The 17,647-nt window shown below is 70.3% G+C and carries 19 protein-coding genes; 11 read left to right on the top strand and 8 right to left on the bottom strand.

Annotation, left to right across the window (positions count from 1 at the left end):
- The first annotated feature begins 286 nt into the window (after positions 1–286).
- The 4 genes from AC5RV3_RS08010 to AC5RV3_RS07995 all read left to right on the top strand — a co-directional run bounded on the left by AC5RV3_RS08010 (position 287) and on the right by AC5RV3_RS07995 (position 4,643).
- A complete protein-coding gene (locus tag AC5RV3_RS08010) occupies positions 287–1,945 on the top strand; it encodes a S1C family serine protease (RefSeq protein WP_494121663.1) in 1,659 nt (552 codons plus the stop codon).
- Between the two features lie 155 nt (positions 1,946–2,100).
- Entirely contained in the window at positions 2,101–2,916 is an 816-nt protein-coding gene (locus tag AC5RV3_RS08005; protein WP_494113546.1) for an electron transfer flavoprotein subunit beta/FixA family protein, read from the top strand.
- Between the two features lie 33 nt (positions 2,917–2,949).
- On the top strand, positions 2,950–3,894 hold the full coding sequence (locus AC5RV3_RS08000; RefSeq protein WP_494121662.1) for an electron transfer flavoprotein subunit alpha/FixB family protein: 945 nt from the start codon (positions 2,950–2,952) through the stop codon (positions 3,892–3,894).
- 5 nt (positions 3,895–3,899) lie between these two features.
- Positions 3,900–4,643, top strand: coding sequence for a PIG-L deacetylase family protein (locus AC5RV3_RS07995; RefSeq protein WP_493989128.1), 744 nt, complete (start codon positions 3,900–3,902; stop codon positions 4,641–4,643).
- Positions 4,644–4,736: 93 nt separating this feature from the next.
- Here AC5RV3_RS07995 and AC5RV3_RS07990 read toward each other — a convergent pair whose 3' ends face one another.
- The 3 genes from AC5RV3_RS07990 to AC5RV3_RS07980 form a co-directional block, all read right to left on the bottom strand.
- Positions 4,737–5,321, bottom strand: coding sequence for an anti-sigma factor (locus tag AC5RV3_RS07990; RefSeq protein WP_494121661.1), 585 nt, complete (start codon positions 5,319–5,321; stop codon positions 4,737–4,739).
- Between the two features lie 74 nt (positions 5,322–5,395).
- Complete coding sequence (locus AC5RV3_RS07985) at positions 5,396–5,863, bottom strand: tRNA (cytidine(34)-2'-O)-methyltransferase (RefSeq protein ID WP_494113550.1); 468 nt, start codon at positions 5,861–5,863, stop codon at positions 5,396–5,398.
- A 65-nt stretch (positions 5,864–5,928) separates the two neighbouring features.
- A complete protein-coding gene (locus tag AC5RV3_RS07980) occupies positions 5,929–6,855 on the bottom strand; it encodes a J domain-containing protein (RefSeq protein ID WP_494121660.1) in 927 nt (308 codons plus the stop codon).
- A gap of 125 nt (positions 6,856–6,980) precedes the next feature.
- On the opposite strand from AC5RV3_RS07980, the gene AC5RV3_RS07975 reads away from it, so the two are divergent.
- Both AC5RV3_RS07975 and AC5RV3_RS07970 read left to right on the top strand, forming a co-directional pair.
- On the top strand, positions 6,981–7,553 hold the full coding sequence (locus AC5RV3_RS07975; protein WP_494121659.1) for a diacylglycerol/lipid kinase family protein: 573 nt from the start codon (positions 6,981–6,983) through the stop codon (positions 7,551–7,553).
- Entirely contained in the window at positions 7,472–7,735 is a 264-nt protein-coding gene (locus AC5RV3_RS07970) for a hypothetical protein (RefSeq protein WP_494121658.1), read from the top strand. Before AC5RV3_RS07975 ends, AC5RV3_RS07970 begins: the two co-directional genes overlap by 82 nt.
- Here AC5RV3_RS07970 and AC5RV3_RS07965 read toward each other — a convergent pair.
- From AC5RV3_RS07965 to AC5RV3_RS07955, 3 genes are read right to left on the bottom strand one after another with little or no spacing between them, the layout of a single operon-like run.
- A complete protein-coding gene (locus AC5RV3_RS07965; protein WP_494121657.1) occupies positions 7,657–8,475 on the bottom strand; it encodes a pyrimidine reductase family protein in 819 nt (272 codons plus the stop codon). The genes AC5RV3_RS07970 and AC5RV3_RS07965 overlap by 79 nt on opposite strands.
- A complete protein-coding gene (gene folP / locus AC5RV3_RS07960) occupies positions 8,472–9,416 on the bottom strand; it encodes a dihydropteroate synthase (protein WP_494121656.1) in 945 nt (314 codons plus the stop codon). Before folP ends, AC5RV3_RS07965 begins: the two co-directional genes overlap by 4 nt.
- Positions 9,413–10,648: an NAD(P)/FAD-dependent oxidoreductase gene (locus tag AC5RV3_RS07955; protein WP_494121655.1), complete on the bottom strand. Its 1,236-nt coding sequence runs from the start codon at positions 10,646–10,648 to the stop codon at positions 9,413–9,415. Before AC5RV3_RS07955 ends, folP begins: the two co-directional genes overlap by 4 nt.
- 175 nt (positions 10,649–10,823) lie before the next feature.
- Here AC5RV3_RS07955 and AC5RV3_RS07950 point away from each other — a divergent pair, with 175 nt between their 5' ends.
- From AC5RV3_RS07950 to AC5RV3_RS07930, 5 genes are all read left to right on the top strand, one after another.
- Positions 10,824–11,480: a helix-turn-helix transcriptional regulator gene (locus tag AC5RV3_RS07950; protein WP_494121654.1), complete on the top strand. Its 657-nt coding sequence runs from the start codon at positions 10,824–10,826 to the stop codon at positions 11,478–11,480.
- Positions 11,481–11,558: 78 nt separating this feature from the next.
- The gene (locus AC5RV3_RS07945) at positions 11,559–12,782 is read left to right on the top strand and encodes a cysteine desulfurase family protein (protein ID WP_494121653.1); all 1,224 of its coding nucleotides are present in this window, start codon (positions 11,559–11,561) and stop codon (positions 12,780–12,782) included.
- 88 nt (positions 12,783–12,870) lie between these two features.
- Positions 12,871–14,007, top strand: a complete 1,137-nt coding sequence (mnmA, locus tag AC5RV3_RS07940) for a tRNA 2-thiouridine(34) synthase MnmA (protein WP_494121652.1) — start codon at positions 12,871–12,873, stop codon at positions 14,005–14,007.
- A 145-nt stretch (positions 14,008–14,152) separates the two neighbouring features.
- Complete coding sequence (locus AC5RV3_RS07935; protein ID WP_494113559.1) at positions 14,153–14,518, top strand: chorismate mutase; 366 nt, start codon at positions 14,153–14,155, stop codon at positions 14,516–14,518.
- A gap of 1 nt (position 14,519) precedes the next feature.
- Positions 14,520–15,593, top strand: a complete 1,074-nt coding sequence (locus AC5RV3_RS07930) for a uroporphyrinogen decarboxylase/cobalamine-independent methonine synthase family protein (RefSeq protein ID WP_494121651.1) — start codon at positions 14,520–14,522, stop codon at positions 15,591–15,593.
- A 46-nt stretch (positions 15,594–15,639) separates the two neighbouring features.
- Here AC5RV3_RS07930 and AC5RV3_RS07925 read toward each other — a convergent pair whose 3' ends face one another.
- Both AC5RV3_RS07925 and AC5RV3_RS07920 read right to left on the bottom strand, forming a co-directional pair.
- Positions 15,640–16,281 (bottom strand): DUF4166 domain-containing protein, encoded by a 642-nt coding sequence (locus AC5RV3_RS07925; RefSeq protein WP_494113561.1) that lies wholly within the window; start codon positions 16,279–16,281, stop codon positions 15,640–15,642.
- A 66-nt stretch (positions 16,282–16,347) separates the two neighbouring features.
- Complete coding sequence (locus tag AC5RV3_RS07920; protein WP_494113562.1) at positions 16,348–17,640, bottom strand: DUF58 domain-containing protein; 1,293 nt, start codon at positions 17,638–17,640, stop codon at positions 16,348–16,350.
- Between the last annotated feature and the right edge of the window lie 7 nt (positions 17,641–17,647).

Genomic DNA, 17,647 nt, shown 5'->3' with positions numbered 1-17,647 from the left:
TCCTGGCCCCGGCCGGGGCGGATCCACCCACTGGTGATTCTATGGTCCGCGTTTGGCACCGTCCACCACCGCCCTCCGCCGGCAGCGAACGCGGGAGCAGCTCATCTCCCGACTCTGGAACACGAGACTTTATCGTTTGACCACGGGTTTGGGGAGCGGGCGGGGTCGACGGCGTGCCACGCCCGCGGTCCGCGTCCGGCTGGTTTCCAGAATCCTTACAGGAAACGTGCGACGTTATCCCAGCGAAGCCGTGCATAGTGGAGGGCAGACCAAGAAAGGACCTGCCATGAGCGAGAACAACCAGGGCCCGCAGGAGCGGCCCGCCCGGCCCATGCCCCCGCTGCCGGAGAATCCGCCGGCCTCCCGTGCCGGGGAGCAGCCGGCGGCAGCCGACGAGACCCAACCGTTCCGTCGCCCGGCAGCGGAGGCGGGCGGGCAGGTCCCGGCACAAGACCAGGCCCGGCAGGAGCCCCTGAACGACACAGCCCAGCAGCCCCGGTACGGCCAGTACGCCCCCGGCACCTTCGGCCAGTATGCCGCGCCGGCCTACGGTCAGGACAACGCGGGCAGCCACGGCGGCTACGGAAGCCAAAGCCACGGCTCCGGTCACGGCAGTGGAAGTTACGGGCAGGGGTCCGGCCACGGGAACGCGTCAGGTTCCGGGTATGGGAACGCGACGGGCTCCGGCTCCGGCTACGGCAATGGAAGCCACGGGACGGGGTCGGGCTACGGCTTCGGCGGCGGCCAGCCGGCCGGGGCGAGCACCAAGAAGCGTTTTGGCACCGGGACCCTGATCGCCGGGATGCTGCTGGCCGGCCTGGCGGGCGGCGGAGTCGCCGTGGGCTCGCAGGCACTGGCTGAGGGCTCCGCGGGCACCGCGATTACCGGCAGCGGGCCCGAGCAGTTGATCGTGAACAACACGGACTCGGTCAACGAGATCACCGCTGCGGCGGCCAAGGCATCGCCGAGCGTGGTGACGATCTCGGTGGCCAGCGGCAACGCAGGCGGATCCGGTTCGGGCATCATCCTGGACACGGAGGGGCATATCCTCACCAACGCGCACGTGGTGACGCTGGGCGGCCAGACCGCCAATCCCGACGTCGAGGTGCGCACCAGCGACGGCGGCGTGCACCGTGCCAAGGTGGTCGGCACCGATCCGCTGTCGGACCTGGCCGTGATCAAGACCGATGCCAAGGGCCTCACGCCCGCGACGTTTGCCGACTCGGACAAGCTCAACGTCGGCGACACCACCATTGCCATCGGCGCGCCGCTGGGCCTCGCGGGCACCGTCACCGACGGCATCGTGTCCACCTTGAGCCGCACCATCAGCGTCTCGTCCTCCGCCGTGCCGGAAAATTCCGGCGACAGTGCGCAGCCCGGCCCGGGCGACCAGTGGAACTTCCAGTTCCCCGGCGAGGAACGGTCCTCCAACCAGGGCAGCATTTTCCTGAACGTGATCCAAACCGATGCGGCGATCAACCACGGCAACTCCGGCGGCCCGCTCGTGAACACCAACGGAGAGGTCATCGGCGTCAACGTGGCCATCGCGTCCTCCAGCGAGGACAGCGGCAGCATCGGCGTGGGATTCTCCATTCCGAGCAACTACGCGCAGCGGATCGCCCAGGACCTGATCGAAGACGGGACGGCGAGCCACGGCCAACTCGGTGTGACAGTGACCGCCAAGCCCTCCGGCAATTCTTCCGGCAACACCCAGTTCTCGGTGGGGGCGGCCGTCGTGGAGGTGGTTGAGGGCTCGCCGGCACAGGAGGCCGGCCTGCAGAAGGGCGACGTCATCACCCGGGTGGAAAACCGGGTCATCGGCGACAGCCAGTCCCTGACCGCGGCCATCCGCGAACACGCCGCCGGCAGCACGGTGCAGGTCACCTACCTGCGCGGCGGCGAAGAACGCACCGCCGACGTGACGCTGGGCGAGGGCCAGGCCTGACCCGCACGTCCCCGGGGCGCACCTGCCGCCCCGGGTGGCGCACACGGCAGCGCCGCAGGTGTTTACCGCCGCGGCGTTGCCGGTAAGGTTAGGGTGTTTGCAGCGACCCGCAACACCCGCGCGGGCCGCGGACGGCGGAAGGAAGTTCAGCGAGGATGCAAAAAGCAGCAGGCACAGCCTTGAACATCGTGGTGCTGATCAAGCACGTACCGGACGCGCAGTTCGACCGGCACCTGACCGGCGATCCGGCGACGGTCGACCGGTCGGAGAGCATCCTGTCCGAACTGGACGAATACGCCATCGAATCCGCCCTGCAATTGGCGGAGGAGCGCGGCGGGCCGAAGGCCGGCAACCGGGTGATCGCGCTGAGCATGGGCCCGGCAGCGGCGGCCACCGCGGTGAAGAAGGCGCTGCAGATCGGCGCCACCGAAGGTTTGCACGTGAACGACGACGCCCTGGCCGGCTCGGACGCCGCCGGAACGTCGCTCGTCCTGGCGGCCGCCGTCCGCAGCCTCGGCGACGTTGACCTAATACTCACCGGCATGGCGTCCACCGACGGCGAAACGTCGCTGGTTCCGGCGCAGCTGGCCGAGCGCCTGGGCCTGCCGCAGCTGACCTTCGCCGCCAGCCTGGAGGTGGACGGGACCACCGTGCGCGCCCGCCGGGACGGCGACACCCACGCCGACAGCCTGGAAGCGGAACTGCCCGCGGTGGTATCGGTCACCGACCAGATCAACGAACCGCGCTACCCGAACTTCAAGGGCATCATCGCCGCCAAGAAGAAGCCCGTTGCCACGGTGTCGCTGGCGGACCTGGGCATCGAACCCAGCGCGGTCGGCACCGCAGGCGCCTGGACCGCCGTCGCCAAGGCAGAAGCGCGGCCGCCGCGGTCGCAGGGCACCATCATCACCGATGAGGGCGACGCCGGGATCCGCCTGGTGGACTACCTGGCCGCCCAGAACCTGCTCTAGTCCGCCACGGAAACCGCGAAGGATATCGGCACCATGACTACTGTTCTTGTCTTCATCGACCGTCCCGGCCAAGCCCTGCACAAGATCCACCGGGAACTGCTCACGCTCGCCCGCGGCATCGGAGAACCGGTGGCAGCATTCAACGGCGACCTCACCGACGCCCTGCGGACCGAGCTCGGGGAATACGGCGTGGGGACCGCTTACGTGCCGGCCGCGGACGTGGACGGCGCCCTCGTGGCTCCCAAGGCCGCGTTCCTGGCGGCGGCTGTGCGCCAGGCCGCTCCGGCCGCGGTGCTGCTGGACAACACGTTCGAAGGCAAGGAGATCGCAGCCCGGGTCGGCATCAAGCTGTCATCCGGGGTCATCACCGACGCCATTGACGTTTCGGCCGACCTGACGGTGACCAAGAGCGTGCTGGCCGGCGCCTACACCGTGCAGGCCAATGTCACCGAAGGCACGCCGGTGATCACCGTGAAGGCCAACGTTGTGGCCGAAGCTCCGGCGGCCGAAGCGGCGGTGCCGCAGGTGGTGACGGTCGACGCCGGGGACTTCGGCCCCGCCGCCCGCATCACCGAACGCACCGAGAAGGCCGCCAGCGGCCGGCCGGACCTGACCGAGGCACGCGTCGTCGTGGCCGGGGGCCGCGGCACCGGCGGCGATTTCTCGCCAATCGAAGATCTGGCCGATGCCCTCGGCGGGGCGGTGGGCGCGTCCCGGGCCGCCACCGACGCCGGCTGGATTGAGCACTCGGCGCAGGTGGGGCAGACCGGCAAGACCGTCTCGCCGCAGCTGTACATTTCCGCGGGCATCTCCGGGGCCATCCAGCAGAAGGCCGGCATGCAGACGGCCAAGGTGATTGTTGCGGTCAACAACGACGCCGACTCGCCGGTCTTCGAGATCGCCGACTTCGGCATCGTGGGCGACCTCGCCACCGTATTGCCGCAGGCCGCCGCCGAGATCCGCCGGCGGAAGGGCTAGCCGCGGTGACCGTTGAGGAATTCCAGCCGGAACGCGTCCTGGTCTTTGCTGCGCACCCGGACGACCTGGACTTCGGTGCCGCCGGCACCATCGCCCGCTGGACGGCAGCGGGCGTTCAGGTCAGCTACTGCATCATGACCGACGGCGACGCGGGCGGCTTCGACGAGGCCCAGCGCGCCGGAATCGTCGAACTGCGGGCGGCCGAGCAGGCCAAGGCCGCAGCGCTCGCTGGCGTCACCGACCTGCATTTCCTGCATCAACCCGACGGTTACCTGGAGCCAACCCACGACGTCATCCGCCAGGCTGTGGAGCTGATGCGCCGCATCCGTCCCGACATTGTGCTCTCCATGCATCCGGAGCGCGCCTGGGACCGGATCCAGAAGAGCCACCCCGACCACCTGGCCTGCGGCGAAATCGTCACCCGTGCGATCTACCCGGCCGTGGAGAACCCCTACGCCTATCCCGAACTGCTCGAGGCAGGGCTGGCCGCCTACAAGGTGCCGTTCCTGTGGTTCTACGGCGGGCCGCGGGAACGCGAGAACCACTACGTTGACATTACCGACCACGTCGACACGAAGCTGGCCGCCATCCGGATCCACGCGAGCCAGCACCCGGACCTGGCCGCGATGGACGCCCGCGTGCGCCAGAACCTGGCGGAGAACGCCATGCGCGGCGGCCTGCCCGGACGCAGCGCGGAAGCCTTCCACGTGGTGGGCATCAATACCCCGGAAACCATCGCCGGCTTCTGACAGGCTGCCGGCCGGCCTGCCCACGCGGCGGCACGGTGGCAGGCCTGCGCCCCAGGTGGCGCCAAGGCCTCGGCAGGTGGCCGGCGGCTCGGGCTACGGCGTGGAGAGCGGAATGACGACGGCGAACGGCAGGCTGGGGGACTCGGCTCCGCCGGGTGCCTCGACCGAGACGGCCAGTTCGCGACTGGTGGAGATGCCGTCGATGACCACTGGGTTGCCCGAGGTGATGTCGGCGGCTTCGATGTTCCCGGCCGACACGGGTGCCGAGCCGTCCAGCGGAAGCCGCCAGACCTGGTACGTGCGTCCCTCCGACGCCTGAATGCCGCGGAACGTCAGGACGGCCGCGTTCTCGCGGAGCGACACCGACGCGTCCACCGTGCCGCCTCCCTCCAGCTCCTGCTGGCTGGAGACGACATCCGGGGCAGCCGTGACGTCCTGGTCCGAGGTTCCGCCCAGGGTCTTCGCTGTGGCGATGGCCCCCACCACCACCACGACGGCGGCCAGGGCAAGCAGCAGCCACTTGGTCACGGCCGGCATCGGCCGCCGCTCGGTGTCTTCTGATCCGCCGGTGAGCTGGTCGGCGTGCAGCACCGAGACATCGTCATCAGGTGCGTAGTCGTTGTCCCCGGTGGAGTTACCGGGGCTGGCCAGGCGATCAGATGGCTGGGGCGTATCCATAGGTTTCAAGTCTATCCGTCCCCGGGGGAGGCAGGGTCCAGCCCGACACGCCGGCGCCTTCCGTCGCGTCGGCGCTACAGTTTCGCCCCGGCAAAACCGTGCTGCCGCCAGGCCTCATAGACGGCGATCGAGGCCGAGTTGGCCAGGTTCAGCGACCGCAGCGACGGAAGCATGGGCAGGCGCAGCCGCGCCGTGACGCGCGGATCCTGTTTGACCGCTGCCGGCAGCCCCACCGACTCCGGCCCGAACATCAGCACGTCGCCGGGAGCGTAGGCGACGTCCGTGTAGGAGCGCTCCCCGTCGGACGCAAAGGCGAAGACCCGCTCCGGCTGCAGGGCGTCCCACGCCGCTTCCAGGTCAGCGTGGACCTGGACCACGGCAAGATCGTGGTAGTCCAGCCCGGCGCGCCGCAGCTTGGAGTCTTCGAAGGTGAAGCCCAGCGGTTCGACCAGGTGCAGTTCGGCTCCGGTGACCGCGGCAAGCCGGATGGCGTTGCCGGTATTGCCGGGGATCTCGGGGGTGTAGAAGAGGATGCGGAACACGGATTCCATCCTATGCGCGCCGCGGCCGCGGTCCGTCATCCGCCGGCGGGCCCGGAAGCGGGACGTCAGGCGTGCATGCCGCCCAGCAGCTTGGCGAGCGAGGGGACGTGCACGGTGTTCGGCGCCGGGCCGGAGGACAGGAACTGCTTGAGTTCGCGCACCAACCGGGCAGCGTTGACCACGTGTACCGGGACGATCCCGTCCGGGTCGTAGCCGCGCGTGTAATCGATTACCGGTTCGTGGAGGTTTCCGTCCGCGGAGTGGATTACCGTCCAGCCGGTGACATTGAGCTCCGGAAAAAGTTCCTGCATCCTGCGCACGGCCGGTGCCAGCCTCGGCGGCTCCACGATCCGGCCGTCCTTGTGCAGGGTCCGGCCGTCCCAGCGGAAGTTTCCCCGCGGCAGCAGCATCGAATCAATCAGTGCCAGCCGGTAGCCGGCCAACAGCGCATGGTCGATGAAGCCGTTGTCGGCCGGCGAATGCAGGCCGTTGACCAGCCGGGCGGACGGGATGGCGGGCAGGATCTGCCGGCTGATCAGCTGCACCGTCAGCGCCTCGCGGCGCAGCCTGGCTCCGGCGCCGAAGATGCCACGCTTCCGCGGCGCACCGTGGATGTGCTGGCGGGCGATGTTCTCCGCCAGTGCAGCGGATTCGTCCGGGGAGCCGTAGGCGGGAACATAGACGGGGGAGTCCGACGCCGACGGGCCGCGTTGGCCGGGGGCAGAGTGCTGGGTGCCGGGTCCGGCCGCAAAGGTTCCGGTGCCGTCCGTCGGGACGCCCTGACCGGCGGCACCGTAGGAACGGTCGTAGCGGGACCTGGCCTGCGGGTTGCTGAGGACTTCGTAGGCCAGGCTGACGCGGAGGAACTCGGCGGCGTCCCCGCCATGGTCCGGGTGCGTGGCGCGGGCGGCCCGGCGGTAAGCGGCCTTGATCTGGTGCGCCGTGGCATTGACCGGCAGCCCCAGGACGTCGTAGTGGGATAGGGGAATCACCGGCCGCCTCTCTGTAGGGTCTCGGGGGTCTCGGGGTCCTGCGCGAAGCCAAGTGTAACCGGCGGCTGCCGGCCGCCTGTGTCGTACCGCAGCGGCAGGCCGTCGCGATGCCACAATGATCTGCTGTGACTTCGCTGCCGTCCTCCGCGCCGATCGCCGTTGCCGTTAACCCGCAGGCGTCCTTCGGTGCGGCCGCCGGTGCCGGAGCGGAAGTGATGGCCGAGCTCGCCCGGCGTGACCGCCCCGCCGTCGAGCTGCGGGCCGAAACGTGGGCTGCGCTCGCCGACCTGGTGGCCGGCGCGCTGGGCCGGGGAGTCTCCGCCCTCCTGGTGGTGGGCGGTGACGGAATGGTTCACTTAGCAGTCAACGCGCTGGCGGGTACACAGGTTCCGCTGGGCATCGTGCCGACAGGCACCGGAAACGACTTCGCCCGGCTGTTCGACCTGCCCGCCTGGCCGGTCGCCGCCGTCGGGCATTTCCTGCGCGCCTTGGAGCAGCCGCGCAGGGTGGACCTTGGCCGGGTGACGCATCCGGACGGTTCCACAGCCTGGTTCGCCGGGGTCCTCTCGGCCGGCTTCGACGCTGCGGTGAACGACCGTGCCAACCGCTGGGCGGGATGCGCGTTGTGCCGGAGGCGGCGTACGACGACGGTTTGCTGGATCTGTTCATCGTCTCGCCACTGTCCCGTCCCGCCTTAGTCGGCATCTTTCCGCGCGTCTATGCCGGCCGGCACATCAGCCATCCGGCGGTCCACATCGAGCAGGCCAGGACGGTCCGGTTGGAAGCCGCCGGCGTCACCGCTTACGCCGACGGCGAGCGGGTGGGGAGGCTGCCGGTGTCGGTGGACGTGGTCCCGGGCGCGCTGCTTGCGGCGGTGTAGCGCAGCAGCAGCATGGATCCTGACTCGAGCACCTGCCGCAGTTGAAGCCGCTGCAGCGACTCGCGCGCGTCGGGAAGGTGGTCCGCTATCCGCTTGGCGGTCCCGCCGGCCAGCACCGGGCTGATGGTCAGGCACAGCTCGTCCACCAGTCCCGCCGCCTGGAAGCTGCCGAAGAGAAGGGGTCCGCCCTCGCTGTGGATCTGCTCGTAGCCGCGGGCTGCCAGCGCTTCCACCACCCGCGCCGGTTCCACCCGGGCGGTGCCGGCGTCGAGCACGTCGGCCACCGGTTCCAGCGCGCGGCGCCGGGTCGCGGGCGACGCCGCGCTGGTCAGTACGATCGGCCGCACGGGGGCGGCGGTGAAGAACGCGCTGCCCGGGTCCAGGTCCAGCGACGCCGAGACCACGGCGACAGGCGGGTGCGGACTCATGCCGCGGGCGACGCGCCACGCCTGGGACTCGGCCGAGAGCAGCTGGCCGCCATAGCCTTCGGCCCGAATCGTTCCGGCACCGACCACCAGCACGTCGGCCAGCCTGCGCAGCAGCAGGAAGACCCGCTGGTCCACCTCGTCGCCCAAGGTTCCGGAGCGGCCGGCATAGGTCGCGGCGCCGTCCAGGCTGGCGACGAAATTGAAGCGGACCCACGGGCCGGAGCGGGGGAGTTCGCCGTACCAGTCCAGCAGTTGCTGGTCCGTGGCCTGCTCCGGTCCAGGCGGCAGGAGGCGGCGGATCGGGCGGGTCACGGCGCTGCCGGTTCGTTGACGTCGCCCATGTTGTGTTTCAGGTAGGACGGTTCCCGCCAGCCCATCACGGCCTCGGTCATCCGGATGGCCGAACTGGCCTCGGCGACGTTGTGCATGCGCAGGATCCGCGCACCGTTCATGATGCACATCACCGCGGCGGCCAGCGAGCCGGAGAGCCGGTCCTGCTTGGGCTGCGCCAGTGTCTCGCCGATGAAGTCCTTGTTGGACACCGCCGCCAGTGCCGGGTAGCCGAGGGAGGCGATTTCGCCAAAGCGGCGGGTGATTTCCAGCGAATGCAGCGTGTTCTTGTTCAGGTCGTGGCCCGGGTCGACGATGATTTTCCCGGCCGGAATGCCCAAGTCCAGGGCCAGCTGCACCTTGCGTCGCAGGAACCCGGCGACGTCGTCGACCACGTCGTCGTACCGGGGTCGGGGATACACGGTGCGCGGGGCGGCGAGCGAGTGCGTGATGACCAGATGCGCGCCGCCTTCCGCCACGACCGCCGCCAACTCCGGGTGGTGCAGCCCGGTGGTGTCGTTGATGACGTTGGCCCCGGCGCGGATGCTCGCTTCGGCAACCTCTGGCAGGAAGGTATCGGCGGAAATGATGGCGTCCGAACCGGTCCGCACGGCCTCGATCACCGGAACGATCCGCTCGGCTTCCTGGCGCGCGGATAATGCCGGGCCCGGGGCGAACGGCACGCCGCCGATGTCCACCCAGTCCGCGCCCGCGGCCACCGCGGCCAAGGAGGCGTCGATGGCTGCCTGCCGGGTGAAGGTGCGGCCGGTGTCGTAGAAGGAATCGGGGGTGCGGTTGACGATGGCCATCAGCGCCACGTGGCGGCGGAAGTCGATCCGTCGGACGCCGAAGTCGTGCACCGGGTGGTACAGCTCGGGCAGGAATGCGCTGGACGGCGACCGTGCCGTCAGTGGCTGGCTCACAGGCTGGTCAGCTCCTTGTCGGGATTGGACAGGTCCGCGGCCTCCACGCTGCGGCCGGAACGGATCAAGTCCTGCATGGGCTCCTGGACGTCCCATATATTTACATTCATACCAGCCACCACCCTGCCCTCGCGCAGCCAGAACGCGATGAACTCCAGGGCGTCGAGGTCCTGGTAGTTGCCCCGGAACACAGGCTCGCCCCGCGCAGACCACGGGAAATAGCCGGAGTACTCCATTCCGATTCCGAACTGGTCGGTGTAGAAGTACGGGATGTCGTCGTTGGATGCGTCTTGGCCCAGCATGGCGGCCGCGGCGGTCTTCCCCTGGGCCAAGGCGTTCGCCCAGTGCTCGCTGCGCAACGGTGCGCCGTAACCGGGATGGTAGGCACGGGCAACATCGCCGGCGGCGTAGACATGCTCCGCGGAGGTGCGCAGCATCTGGTCGGTGTCAATGCCGCTGGACACGGCCAGCCCCGCAGCTTCGGCCAACGCGGTATTAGGGACGGCGCCGATGGCCACCAGCACCGCGTCGGCTAGCAGGCGCTCGCCGTTATCCAAGACAATGCCGGTGACCCTGCCGTCCTCGCCGAGGATTTCCACGGGCCAGCGCCGAGTGCGCAGCAGGACGCCCTCGCGGCGGTGGGTGTCGGCGAAGATGCTGCCCACGGCGTCGCCCAACGCGGGGGCGAGCGGGATGTCGCCGCGGCCCAGGACCAAGACCTCGTTTCCGAGCTGGCGGGCCGTGGCCGCAACCTCCATGCCGATCCAGCCCATGCCGATCACGACCAGCCGCTGGTCCCCGGAGGCCAGCACGGCGTGCAGGGCCTGGCTGTCCGCCAGCGTGCGCAGGTAGTGCACGCCCCCCAGCCCGGCGCCGGGCAGTTCCAGCCTCCGCGGCGATGCCCCGGTGGCCAGCAGCAGCTGCGAGTACTCCAGCGCGCCTGCATCCGAGAGCGCGACAGTACGGGCAGCGGGATCGAAGGATACAACCGTGGTGCCGCGCAACAGTTGGACGCCGTGCTCGTCATACCAGTCGGGCGATTGCACCAGCCCCGACTGTGCGTCCTCCCGTCCTGCCAGGAAGCCCTTGGAGAGCGGCGGCCGAAGGTAAGGGTGTTGGTCCTCGGCACCGGCCAGCACGATCTCGTCCCTGAAGCCGCCGCTGCGCAGCTCCTTGGCGGCGGTGGCACCGGCCAGGCCGGCTCCGGCGATGACGATCGGGTTCCCTGCCATGGCAGCGCTCCTTCATGTGCCGGCGGGCACGCAGCGGGTCCGCCCCTGGCAGCCGATCTGATGGAAGCACCGGCGGCTGCCTGTTCGGGCAGGGCCAGATGTTCTAAAATGGGTACATCCGACTTTAGAAATCAGTTCCGGATAAGTCAATGCACCTGCCACCGGAAGGGGCGCCATGGCCGACCAGCCGCCACCCGGACTCTCTGCCGTCTCGGCCCTGGGCGACGACGTGCGCCGCCGCCTCTTCGAATTCGTCCGCTACAGCGCCGGACCGGTCACCCGGGACCAGGCCGCTGCCGCCCTGGATTTGCCGCGCAGCACCGTGTCCCTCCAGCTGGACGCGCTGGCCGGGCACGGGCTGCTGACCATCGAGTTCCGCAAACTCAGCGGTAAATCCGGACCGGGCTCCGGCAGGCCGGCCAAGGTTTACGCGGCTGCGGTGCCGGAAGTATCAGCCTCCGTGCCGGAGCGTGCCTATGGCCTGGCCGGCGACCTGCTGGCCACGGCCGTGGAGGAATCGGCCAGGACCGCCCGCCCGGCGCACGAACTGGTGGCCGAGGCTGCCCGGGCCAAGGGCCGTGAGCTGGGGGCCGGCGCCGGAGACCTGGAGGCAGCCCTGGCCGCGGCAGGCTACCGGCCGCTGCCGGACGGGGCCGGCTATGCGCTGGGGAACTGCCCGTTCCACCTGTTGGCCCGCAGCCATACGCAAACGGTATGCGGCCTGAACCTCGCCCTGCTCGAAGGAATGCTGGCCGGCTGCGCCGACCAGTCCCACGGCGTCGCCGCAGATCCGGACGGGCCCTTCTGCTGCGCCAGGATCAACCGGCGCTGAGCCGCCTGCCGGACCCGGGCCGTCCCGGTCCGGCAGACGGGCTGAAACCAGGCGCGCCGGGGCATGTAAAATATTGGCGTGCCCGTGTACCTTGACCACGCGGCGACCACGCCCCTTGTGGCGCAGGCCCTGGCCGCACTCACCCATGAACTCAGCCGCAGCGGCAACCCCTCCTCGCTGCACGGTTCCGGCCGGCGCGCCCGCAGGGTGGTCGAGGATGCCCGCGAGACCATCGCCGCCGCGGCCGGAGCGCATCCGTCCGAGGTGATTTTCACCTCCGGCGGCACCGAGGCCGACAACCTTGCCGTCAAGGGCCTGTATTGGGCCCGGCGTGACGCCGACCCCCGGCGGCGGCGGATCCTGTGCTCGCCGGTGGAGCACCCTGCCGTGCTCGACACGGTGGAATGGCTGGAAAAGCATGAGGGCGCCGAGGCGGTCTGGCTGCCGGTCGACGCCCACGGCGTGGTCTCCGCCGAGGCCCTGCGACGGGAAATCGAGGCGGACCCTGCCGCGGTGGCGCTGGTCACCGTCATGTGGGCCAACAACGAGGTCGGCAGCGTCCAGCCGGTGGCGGAGATCGTCGCCGCCGCGCAGCCGCACGGGATCCCGGTCCACTCGGACGCCGTCCAGGCGTTCGGCCACCTGCGGGTGGATTTCAAAGCGTCCGGCCTGGACACCCTGGCCGTCAGCGGGCACAAGATCGGCGGCCCGGTGGGGGTCGGTGCGCTGCTGGTCCGCCGGGACGTGAAGCTGACGCCTGTCCAGCACGGCGGCGGCCAGGAACGCGACATCCGGTCGGGCACCCTGGACACCCCGGCGATCGCAGCGTTCGCCGCGGCCGCGGAGGCCGCCGTCGGGCAATTGCCGGAAGAAGCCGCACGGTTGGCGGGATTGCGCGAAAAGCTGATAGCCGGCGTCGCGCGCAGCGTCCCGGAGGCGGTGTTGCGGGGCACCCCGGACCCGCACCACGAGGGCCTGCGGCTGCCCGGCAACGCGCATTTCACCTTCCCCGGCTGTGAGGGCGACTCCCTGCTGTTCCTGCTGGACCTGGCCGGCGTGGAGTCCTCCACCGGCTCGGCCTGCACCGCGGGAGTGCCCCGGCCCTCGCACGTCCTGCTGGCCATGGGGTTGAGCGAAGAAGAAGCCCGCGGAGCACAACGCTTCACGCTCGGGCATACAACAACCGAGTCAGACGTTGACTCACTGGTGGCAGCGCTGCCGGAGGCATACGCGCGGGCCAGGAAGGCCGGGATGGCCGGCCACGTCTCCAGCATCCAAACCGCAGGCACGCAGTCCGGCTGACACCTCAGCGGACCGGGCCGGTGCGGTGGGGCGCTGACCTTGGCGGCCGCGGCGGACACAGACAACGAATCAGTAGGGAAACGAATTCATGAAGGTACTGGCAGCGATGAGCGGCGGCGTGGACTCCGCTGTGGCGGCGGCACGGGCGGTGGAGGCCGGCCACGATGTGGTGGGCGTGCACCTGGCCCTGAGCCGGATGCCCGGCACGCTGCGCACCGGCAGCCGGGGCTGCTGCACCATCGAGGATTCGCGCGACGCCTGGCGGGCGTGCGACATCCTCGGCATCCCGTATTACGTCTGGGACTTCTCCGAGCGGTTCAAGGAAGACGTGGTGGACGATTTCATCGCCGAATACGCCGCCGGCCGGACGCCGAACCCCTGCATGCGCTGCAACGAGCGGATCAAGTTCGCCGCCCTGCTGGAGAAGGCGCTGGCGCTGGGCTTCGACGCGGTGTGCACCGGCCACTACGCCAAGGTGGTGGAGGACGCGCAAGGCAACCGCGAACTGCACCGCGCCGCCGACTGGGCCAAGGACCAGTCGTACGTGCTGGGCGTGCTGACCCACGAACAGCTCAAGCACTCCATGTTCCCGCTGGCCGAAACGCCGTCGAAGGCCGAGGTGCGCGCCGAGGCCGCACGGCGCGGGCTGTCCGTGGCGAACAAGCCGGACAGCCACGACATCTGCTTCATTTCCGACGGCGACACCCGCGGCTGGCTGTCCGAAAAGATCGAGATGGAGTCCGGTTCCATCGTTGACCAGGACGGCCAGGTCGTCGGCGAACACGACGGCGCCAACGCGTTCACCGTGGGCCAGCGGCGCGGACTCAAGCTGGGCCGGCCGGCGCCGGACGGCAAACCGCGGTTCGTGCTGGAGATCCGGCCCAAGGAGAACAAGGTAGTGGTGGGACCCGAGGACCTGCTGGCCGTCGACCAGATGCGCGGCATCAAAGTCTCCTGGGCCGGCCTGCCGCTGCCCGAGGTCCAGGCGCACACCGAGTTCGACTGCATGGTGCAGGTCCGCGCGCACGGCGACCCGGTGGCGGCGCAGGCCCAGGCGGAGGTCGGCGACGACGGCCGCCAGCAGTTGGTCGTGACCCTCATCGAACCGATGCGCGGCGTGGCCCCGGGCCAGACCATGGTGCTCTACCAAGGAACCAGGGTGCTGGGCCAGGCAACCATCGACTCGGCGCGGTCGTTGAGCTGGGACCCGGCCAACGTTTCCTAAAAGGCGCACGCTTCGGGGAGCGGGACTCTTCCGGCCGGGCCGGAAGCGAACCTCCTCCGGCCTGGGCCTGCCCGGAGGACCGGCGGTACTTCATAGAGCGGTAACCGGTGCGTCGACTGCGCGGGCCGAACCATAAACTGGTGGCATGACCGAGCCCCACCTTGCCGATGACTACGACCCGACCGCCAGCTCCCTCTCCGACCAGGTGGCGCCCGAGGTGATGGCGGAGCTGTTGGCGGTGCGCGGAAGCATCGACAACATCGACGCGACGCTGGTCTATCTGCTGGCCGAGCGGTTCAAGGCGACCCAGCGGGTGGGGTACCTCAAGGCCATGCACAAGCTGCCGCCGGCCGACCCCGACCGCGAGACCGCCCAGATTAACCGGTTGCGGCGGCTGGCCGAAGAAGCGCATCTGGATCCGGCCTTCGCCGAGAAGTTCCTGAACTTCATCATTTCCGAGGTCATCAGGCACCATCAGGCCATCTCCGACGAGCACAACGGCGGCAACTGAGATGGCGGCCGGATCCGACATGCCTGCCGCGGGCGCACCTGCAGCCGGCGGGCGGCCCGCCCACGTGAGCGCCACCGGGCTGGGCAGCTGGCCCGGCACGGAACCAGCCGAGGCTGCCCGCATCGTCCGCGGTGAACTCGGCGAGCCAAACCTGCCGCATCTGGTCGAGCTGCCGGACCGCGGCCCCGGGTCGGACCCCACCGGACGAACCGCGGGCATGCTGGAGGGACTGTTCATCGACCTGCAGCCGCACGGTTGGCGCCTGGTGGACCGTCCGGGCCAGGATCACCGCAGGGCTGTGTCCGCGCTGCGCACCGACCTGAACGTGCTGGCCGATGTGGCCGGCGCCGAAGACCGCCCCGGCAATCTATTCAAGGTCCAAGTGCGCGGACCGATGTCCCTGGCGGCAAACCTGCACCTGCACAACGGCGAACGCGCCCTGATCGACGCCGGCGCCCGGCGGGACCTGGCCCAGTCGCTCGCGGCAGGTGCGGCCGGACACCTGGCCAACGTCAGGGCCGCGCTGCCGGCCGGCACGGATCTGGTGGTCCAGCTGGAGGAGCCGGAGCTCGATGCCGTGCTGGCCGGGACCATCCCCACGGCCAGCGGATACCGCACGCTGCGGTCGGTCGCGGCCTCGGAAGCCTCCGCCGCCTGGGATTTGGTGGCCGCCGCCCTGCGTGATGCCGGAGCGGTGGAAGTCGTCGCCCTGATCCCCGCCGCGGATTCGTCCCTCGACGCCGTGGCCGCCAGCGGCCTGGACGGGGTCGCCGTCCCCACAGGCGCGCTGACCACCCGGCAGTGGGAAACCATCGCGGCCGCGGTGGAAGCGGACCGAACGGTGTGGGCGGGCCTCATCGACCCGGCCGCAGGCACCGTCCCGCAGGTCAGCGCGCTCGTGGATTCCGTCGTTCGCCCCTGGCGGCAGCTGGGCCTGCCGTTGACGCGGCTGCCCCGGTTGAGGATCACGCCGTCCTCCGGCCTGGCCGGACACGCGCCGGACACGGCGCGCGCGGTGGTCAAGCGGCTCACCCAGGCGGCGGACGCGCTCAACCAGGTTGTCGCGGAGGCCTGAGCCCGGGGGCCGGCCCACCAAACGCACGGCGGAACCGGCTGACTCCTTAGGCCACGAGGCTGTACGAGAAGGACCCGGAGTATTCCAGCACGGTGCCGAACTGGCGCTGGATGACCTTCGTCCGGATCCGGAAACGGCGCTCGGATCCATCCCACCACTGTTCGGTGAAAGCCGCGGCATCCAGCAGCAGCGGAAGCCCGACGCTGAGCGAACCGGCCGCCAGCCGGCAACGCCGCGAGGCCAGGCGCATCCGGCCGTCGGCGCCGACCGAGCACGCCACGTCCGTCAGCAGGCGGCCGCTGCGGCCCAGGGCACCGACGGCATGGCCCAGATCGCGGTCCCAGCTGGTCCGGTCCTCCACGATCCGGGTCCGGTCGTGGAAGCTGAGTGTCCTGACGGCGGTGAGCTCCGGCTCGCCGCGGGCATTCAGTGAGGCCCGGTTCTCGATCCTGAAGGGCACATTGTGCTGGTACTCGGGGAACAGGGCGTTGTCGCCGCTGGTCAGGCCGAGGAACGGCCGCAACGCCGGACGGGGGCAGCCGGCGACGTCGAACACGCCGGAGCCGATCCCGCTGGCTCCGGTTCCGCCGTCGTCCGCGCCCGGCGGGGCGAGCGAAAAGTATTCCTGCAGTTCGGGCTGGAGCAGCCGGAAGTCCGGCCCCAGCGCCATCCGGTAGACGGAAACCACTGCATCACCACCCGCGCCGGGAGGCGGGCCCGCGGCCACTGCCGCCGTTGACGGCGTCCACGGCGGCTACAACCGTCCGGCGGCTTTGAGCCGGATGTACATATCCGCCAGCTGAGGGGGCAGTTCGTGCGGGGGAGCGTCCACCACTTCCGCGCCGAGCTGGCGGATCTGTGCGGCGACTGCCGCCCGTTCCAGCACGGCGCGCTCCGCGGCGGCGGCCCGGAACGTGTCGTCGACGGTGTCGCGGACGGTGCGCAGCCGATCCACGTGCGGATCGTTGACCGAGGCGACCACCACGGTGTGCTTGGCGCTCAACTGGGCCAGCACCGGCAGCAGCCCCTCCTCGGCCGCTCCGGAATCCAGCGCCGTCAGCAGCACGACCAGGGACCGGTGCGAGGACAAGGCGTGGATTTCCGCGGGTATCTGCGACCAGTCCGCTTCGATCAATTCCGGCTCCAGCGGGGCCATGGCGTTGACCAACTGGTTGAGCAGGTTGCCTTTGGCCGCGGAGGCGACCTTGGCCCGCGGCCGCCGGTCGAAGGCCAGGAAATCCACGCGGTCGCCGCCGCGCTCGGCGAGCACCGCCAACAGCAGGGAGGCTTCGATTCCGGTGTCCAGCCGCGGCTCGTCCTCGATCCGTGCGGCCGAGGTGCGGGAGGTATCGAGCACGATCACCACCCGGCGGTCGCGTTCCGGACGCCAGGTGCGGACGACGACGGCCTGCCGCCGGGCGGTGGCGCGCCAGTCGATGGAGCGCACGTCGTCCCCGCGCACGTAGTCGCGCAGCGAGTCGAACTCGGTGCCGGCGCCGCGGACCTGCACCGCCACCCGGCCGTCCAGCTCGCGCAGCTTGCGCAGTTTGGAGGGCAGGTGCCGCTTGGAATGGAACGGCGGCAGCACCCGCAGCCGGCCGGGCAGGCCGATGGTGACCTGGCGCGCGGCCACTCCCAACGGACCCAGCGACCGGACCGTGACATGGTGCGCCAGCAGGTCGCCGCGGCGTTGCGGCGTCAGCTGCACCTCGACCAGCCGCCGTTCCCCCGGTGCAAGGCGCACCCGCTGCTCCGGATTGGCGGCGCCGGCCGAGGGCTGCCAGCCGTCCCGCACCACCGCGCGCAGCCGGCTCCGGCCATGGTTCGCCAGCAGCAGCCCGGCCGTCACGGATTCTCCCAGCCGCACATTCGACGGCAGCCTCCGCTGCAGCCCGACACGGCGCGGCGAAAGCGCCAGCACCAGGTCCACGCCGACCGCCGCGGCCAGCAGCAGGCAGGACACCAGAACCGTGACGGGGCGCGGGAAGAGCATCAGCGGGATGATGCCCGCAAGGGCCAGCAGGACAAAACGTCCGGTGATCGCCACGGCGTCA

The sequence above is a fragment of the Arthrobacter sp. Y3221114 genome (assembly GCF_059092625.1).
This window is presented reverse-complemented; position numbering and strand designations above follow the sequence as displayed.